This is a genomic window from Rhodococcus sp. NPDC003382, from assembly GCF_053589135.1.
On the sequence record NZ_JBSFRH010000098.1, the window covers coordinates 1 to 4,506 of the forward strand.

Annotated in this window: 4 protein-coding genes; 3 read left to right on the top strand and 1 reads right to left on the bottom strand. The window is 66.3% G+C overall.

Annotated features, from left to right (window positions below):
• Window positions 1–91: 91 nt before the first annotated feature.
• Together ACWDUD_RS30470 and ACWDUD_RS30475 are read left to right on the top strand one after the other, a co-directional pair.
• Window positions 92–1,591, top strand: a complete 1,500-nt coding sequence (locus tag ACWDUD_RS30470; RefSeq protein ID WP_450111756.1) for a flavin-containing monooxygenase — start codon at window positions 92–94, stop codon at window positions 1,589–1,591.
• Between the two features lie 11 nt (window positions 1,592–1,602).
• Window positions 1,603–2,529 carry an alpha/beta hydrolase gene (locus ACWDUD_RS30475; protein WP_450111757.1) on the top strand — a complete coding sequence of 309 codons (927 nt, stop codon included), beginning with the start codon at window positions 1,603–1,605 and terminating at the stop codon, window positions 2,527–2,529.
• Here the strand turns inward: ACWDUD_RS30475 and ACWDUD_RS30480 are convergent.
• Window positions 2,524–3,927: a bifunctional lysylphosphatidylglycerol flippase/synthetase MprF gene (locus ACWDUD_RS30480; RefSeq protein WP_450111758.1), complete on the bottom strand. Its 1,404-nt coding sequence runs from the start codon at window positions 3,925–3,927 to the stop codon at window positions 2,524–2,526. The two genes, ACWDUD_RS30475 and ACWDUD_RS30480, sit on opposite strands and share 6 nt — an antisense overlap.
• Window positions 3,928–4,120: 193 nt before the next feature.
• On the opposite strand from ACWDUD_RS30480, the gene ACWDUD_RS30485 reads away from it, so the two are divergent.
• On the top strand, window positions 4,121–4,462 hold the full coding sequence (locus ACWDUD_RS30485) for a hypothetical protein (RefSeq protein WP_450111759.1): 342 nt from the start codon (window positions 4,121–4,123) through the stop codon (window positions 4,460–4,462).
• Window positions 4,463–4,506 lie beyond the last annotated feature (44 nt).

Genomic DNA, 4,506 nt, shown 5'->3' on the forward strand with positions numbered 1-4,506 from the left:
GAGCGATGAAAGCCATGTCCGACGTCCCTGGGTGGTTCGAAGCCTACGGCCGTCGCCCAGTTCGAACCCCCTGAAAGAAAGGTAAGGATCGATGAGGAGCACTCCCGCAGCGACGGCAAGCACCCACTTCGACGTATTGATCATCGGAGCCGGAATCTCGGGTATCGGCGCTGCCTGCCATCTGAAGATGCGTCGCCCGGATACTTCGTTCGCGATTCTGGAAGGCCGCGACACGATCGGGGGAACCTGGAGCCTGTTCCGGTACCCGGGCATCCGCTCCGATTCGGACATGCCCAGTTTCGGTTTCGGCTTCAAGCCCTGGACGCATCGCAAGTCGATCGCCGACGGCCACATCATCATGGACTACCTGCAGGAGGCGGTCGCCGAAAACGGTGTGGCGGAACACATCCGATTCGGCTACCGGGTACTCGAGGCGGAGTTCTCCTCCACGGAGGGACTGTGGACGGTGACGGCACGGCATTCCGGCACCGGAGCACTGACCGAATTCACCGCGCGGTTCCTGTTCTCGGGAACCGGATACTACGACAACGAATCCGGGTTCACCCCCGAGTTCGCCGGAGTCGAGGACTTCGCCGGGACACTGGTCCATCCGCAGCACTGGCCCGAGGACCTGGACTACGCGGGCAAGCGCGTGGTCGTGATCGGAAGCGGCGCAACGGCTGTGACCTTGATTCCCTCGATGGCGGCCGAAGCGGGCCACATCACCATGCTGCAACGATCACCGAGCTATGTGCTCTCGCTTCCCGCCGAGGACGCGATCGCGAACACGTTGAACACGGTGCTCGGCCCCGAGCGTGCGTATCGAATCGTCCGGCGCAAGAACATCATGCTCAACCGTGGGATCTACAAGGCATGCATGCGCGCCCCGAAGCTGATGCGCAAGCTGTTGATCGCCAACGTGCGTCGACAGTTGCCCCGGCACTTCGATGTCGACACCCACTTCACCCCGCGGTACAACCCGTGGGAGCAGCGGTTGTGCATGGTTCCCAACGGTGATCTGTTCAAGGCGATTTCGTCGGGGCAGGCATCGGTGGTCACCGACCGGATCGAACGATTCACCGAGACCGGAATCCGGCTGGAATCGGGCCGGGAACTGGCCGCCGACATCATCGTCACGGCAACCGGGCTGACCATGTCGCCCTTGGGCAAGATCGCGCTCGCCGTCGACGGAAAGCCGGTGCATCTGCCGGACACCACCGTTTACAAGGCCATGATGCTCTCCGGGGTGCCCAACTTCGCGTTCGCCATGGGGTACACGAACATCGCCTGGACGCTCAAGGTCGATCTGGTCTGCGAGCACTTCTGCCGACTGCTCGACCACATGGATGCACAGGGACACACCGTCGTCGAACCCGTACTCGACGATCCCGACATGGAGCGGGTCCCCCTTCTCGACCTGAGTTCGGGCTACATCCAGCGGGGAGTCGCCGCGTTCCCGCGGGCAGGTACCCGTGGCCCGTGGACGGCGGAGATGGCCTACGAATCAGATGTCGAACGGCTTCGCGTGGGCCCGGTCGAGGATCCCGCGTTGAGATTCACCTCCACTCGCTCGAGCGTGCTCGCAGGGTAGGGAGAAGGACGATGAGACACGAGCTGACTTTCACGAGCCACGGAATCACCTGTGCCGCCTGGCACCTACCGGCGAGCACCGGCGTTCTTGCCGGTGAGGCGGGCCGGCCCTGCATCGTCCTGGGGCACGGCTTCGGCGGCACCCGCGACACCGGTCTGCTCGCCTTCGCCGAGGCTTTCGCAGCCGCCGGTATCGACGCTTTCGTGTTCGACTACCGCGGTTTCGGCGACTCCGCCGGGGAACCTCGTCAGGATGTCGCGTTCCGCCGGCAGCGGCAGGACTACCACGCGGCCGTCGACACGGCCCGCCACCTGCCCGGGGTCGATCCCGGCCGAATCGTGTTGTGGGGCACGTCCTACTCGGGCGGACACGTCGTCGCGGTCGCCGCCCAGGACCAGCGCGTCGCGGCGGTGGTGTCCATGAATCCGGCCACCGACGGGCTCGCCGCCCTCGTACAGATCGCGCGCTACGCCGGGGTGAGCCAACTCGTCCGCGCCACAGGGCACGGATTGCGCGATGTGGCGCGCGCTCTAACCGGCCGGTCGCCCTATCACGCGCCCGTCGTCGCGCAGCCCGGGTCGACAGCGATCATCAGCACGCCGGGCGCCGAGGAGGCCTATCTTTCGATGGCCGGGCCCACTTGGCGCAACGAGGTCTGCGCACGCACGGGCCTGGAAGTCGGGCTGAACCGTCCGACCACCTACGCCTCCCGGCTGACGTGCCCGCTGCTGGTGCAGGTCGGCACCGACGATCGTGTCGCCCCGCCCGACGCCGCGCGCCGCACCGCACGCAAGGCCGGCAGGTGGGCGCAGCTGCGTGAGTACCCCGTCGATCACTTCGACTTCTACCGGGGCGAATGGCACCGGCGGGTGCTTGCCGATCAACTCGACTTCCTCGCCCGCGTACTCCGGCCCGAGAGGATCGCTGTCGCTCTATGACAGCTTTCGCCGGCCTGCCGGCGTCGAACCGTACCGGTTGCGGCCGCTGCGATGCGAGGTGCGACGAGGACTGTGCTCGCGGTGGGGGACGAACTCCGACGTCAACATGGCGTACGCCGCGGGTACGACGTACCGGGGTTCGAACAGGACGTAGCGACGACCTGCGGCGGCATGGAACTTGTGCAGGTATCGGTACAGCGATTCGAGAGCGATCACCGAGTTGCCCAGCCGCAGCGCGGTCCGCAGCGTCCGCTGTCGCACGCCGGTTCCGGCGTCGGCGAACAATCGGGGAAACGGGGCGAAGGCCAACGACACCGACGTTCCACCCCGGCGGCGGACATGCTCGACGACATCGACGATCATGCGTTCGTCGGTGCCGTTGGGAGCCCGGGTGCTGCGCCACGGGACGTCCAGGCTCCACTCGTTTCCGTGGTGCGCGGTGCCGTATCGCTGGAACCCGACCGGGCGACCGTGCCGGTCACGCGCAACGACGATCATCATCCCCGGAAGCACACCGTCGAGCAGGTGGTCGAGAATCATCGAGAATCCCCGACGCTGATGTCCGCCGCGGGTCTCGGCGACGATCGCGAGCAACTGCCGGCGCAGTGCCGCGGAAACGTCTCGCTCGGAGAGGATCTCGGTACTCAACCCGGCGTTCCGGCTCCTCTGCACCGCCTGCCGCAGATTCCGGAATCGCCGTCCGTCGAGCGAGAATCGGGACACGTCCACGACGACATCGCACCCGATGTCCACCGCGCGTAGCGGCGAGCGTCCGTCCCGGTTCTGCCACAACCGTGCCGTGTGCTCGCTCGCCGCGAGAACCGCCACCCGCCAGCCTCGAGCCTCGGCGAAGGTGGTGAATCGCGTCGGCAGGTTGCCGAATGCCCGCGCATCACCGACCGGATCCCCGGAAACCACGGCGACGCCCGCGCGGGTTCGATAGGCGATCGCTGCGGTTCCGGAGGGGTCGAAGAAGTAGGACTTGGCGGAGTTCAGTGCGAACGGTGCCAGCGGATCACCCGCGGTCCGTTGTACGAGAGCCTCGATGCGGGGGTGTTCCTCGGGTTGCGGGACGCTGGGGACCGGCCACACGAGCACCCACCCGGACACCACGACCAGGACGAACCCCAGGTGAGGACGCCCCTCGGCACAGCCGAGATCTGCCAGGAGCAGACACACGATCGCGGCGGTCACGTGCGTCGGAGTCAGCGGGCGGTGCAGAGTCGTCCCACGTGCGGTGAGTCCCACCGCGATGACCACGGCGACCACCCATCCGGTGCCGGTCTCCGCTCGGGATGCCGAGACGCCGAACGCGACGATCCCGAGCAGATAGACGCCCAGCCCGGTGTGCTGGGCTGTCCTCTCCGCCCACGAGGCGGTCGGTTGCAGCGTCGTCACGAGTACTGCCTCGAAGTCCGGCTTCGGTGAAACGGGAACCGCTCGATGATCTCCACGGTAGCCGTCCGCGCCGCGACCCATCGGGGAGTCTGCGACCTGCCCCTCTCAACCCGCCTCGGAACGTAACGGTCGGTCTGTACTCTCGATTGTCAGTACGCAGGGGTGCCGGCTCGACGAAAGACGAGGACTTCTCATGCTCACTCGAACCCTGGCTGTTGCTGCGATGGTCGTCGGCAGTGCTCTGATGGCGGCGACGGGTGCGTCGGCTGCCCCGGATGACGACCCGTACGGCTTCAACGCAGTTCGCGATCGGACCGACTACTTCGTCGCACCCCTCGACCCCGGTGCACTGTTCGGTGAGAACAGCTACAAGCCGATCATCCTGAGCCCCTACGGCGCTACGCGGAAGATCGAGTGCCGCGGCGACGGGCACTACGTCCAGATCCACGAGTGCGTTCAGTACGACACGAACTATGTCGCGCACGAACTTCGGTTGATTCCCAACCCGATCCGTCCGATCTACGTGTACTTCTGACCGGTGCTTCACCGGTGTGCCTTTGTGGCGGTCCTGACCGCCAC

Excerpts from the sequence above, each read along its gene's own strand:
- ACWDUD_RS30470 (WP_450111756.1), top strand. The coding sequence starts at position 92 with ATGAGGAGCACTCCCGCAGCGACGGCAAGCACCCACTTCGACGTATTG.
- ACWDUD_RS30475 (WP_450111757.1), top strand. The coding sequence starts at position 1,603 with ATGAGACACGAGCTGACTTTCACGAGCCACGGAATCACCTGTGCCGCC.
- ACWDUD_RS30485 (WP_450111759.1), top strand. The coding sequence starts at position 4,121 with ATGCTCACTCGAACCCTGGCTGTTGCTGCGATGGTCGTCGGCAGTGCT.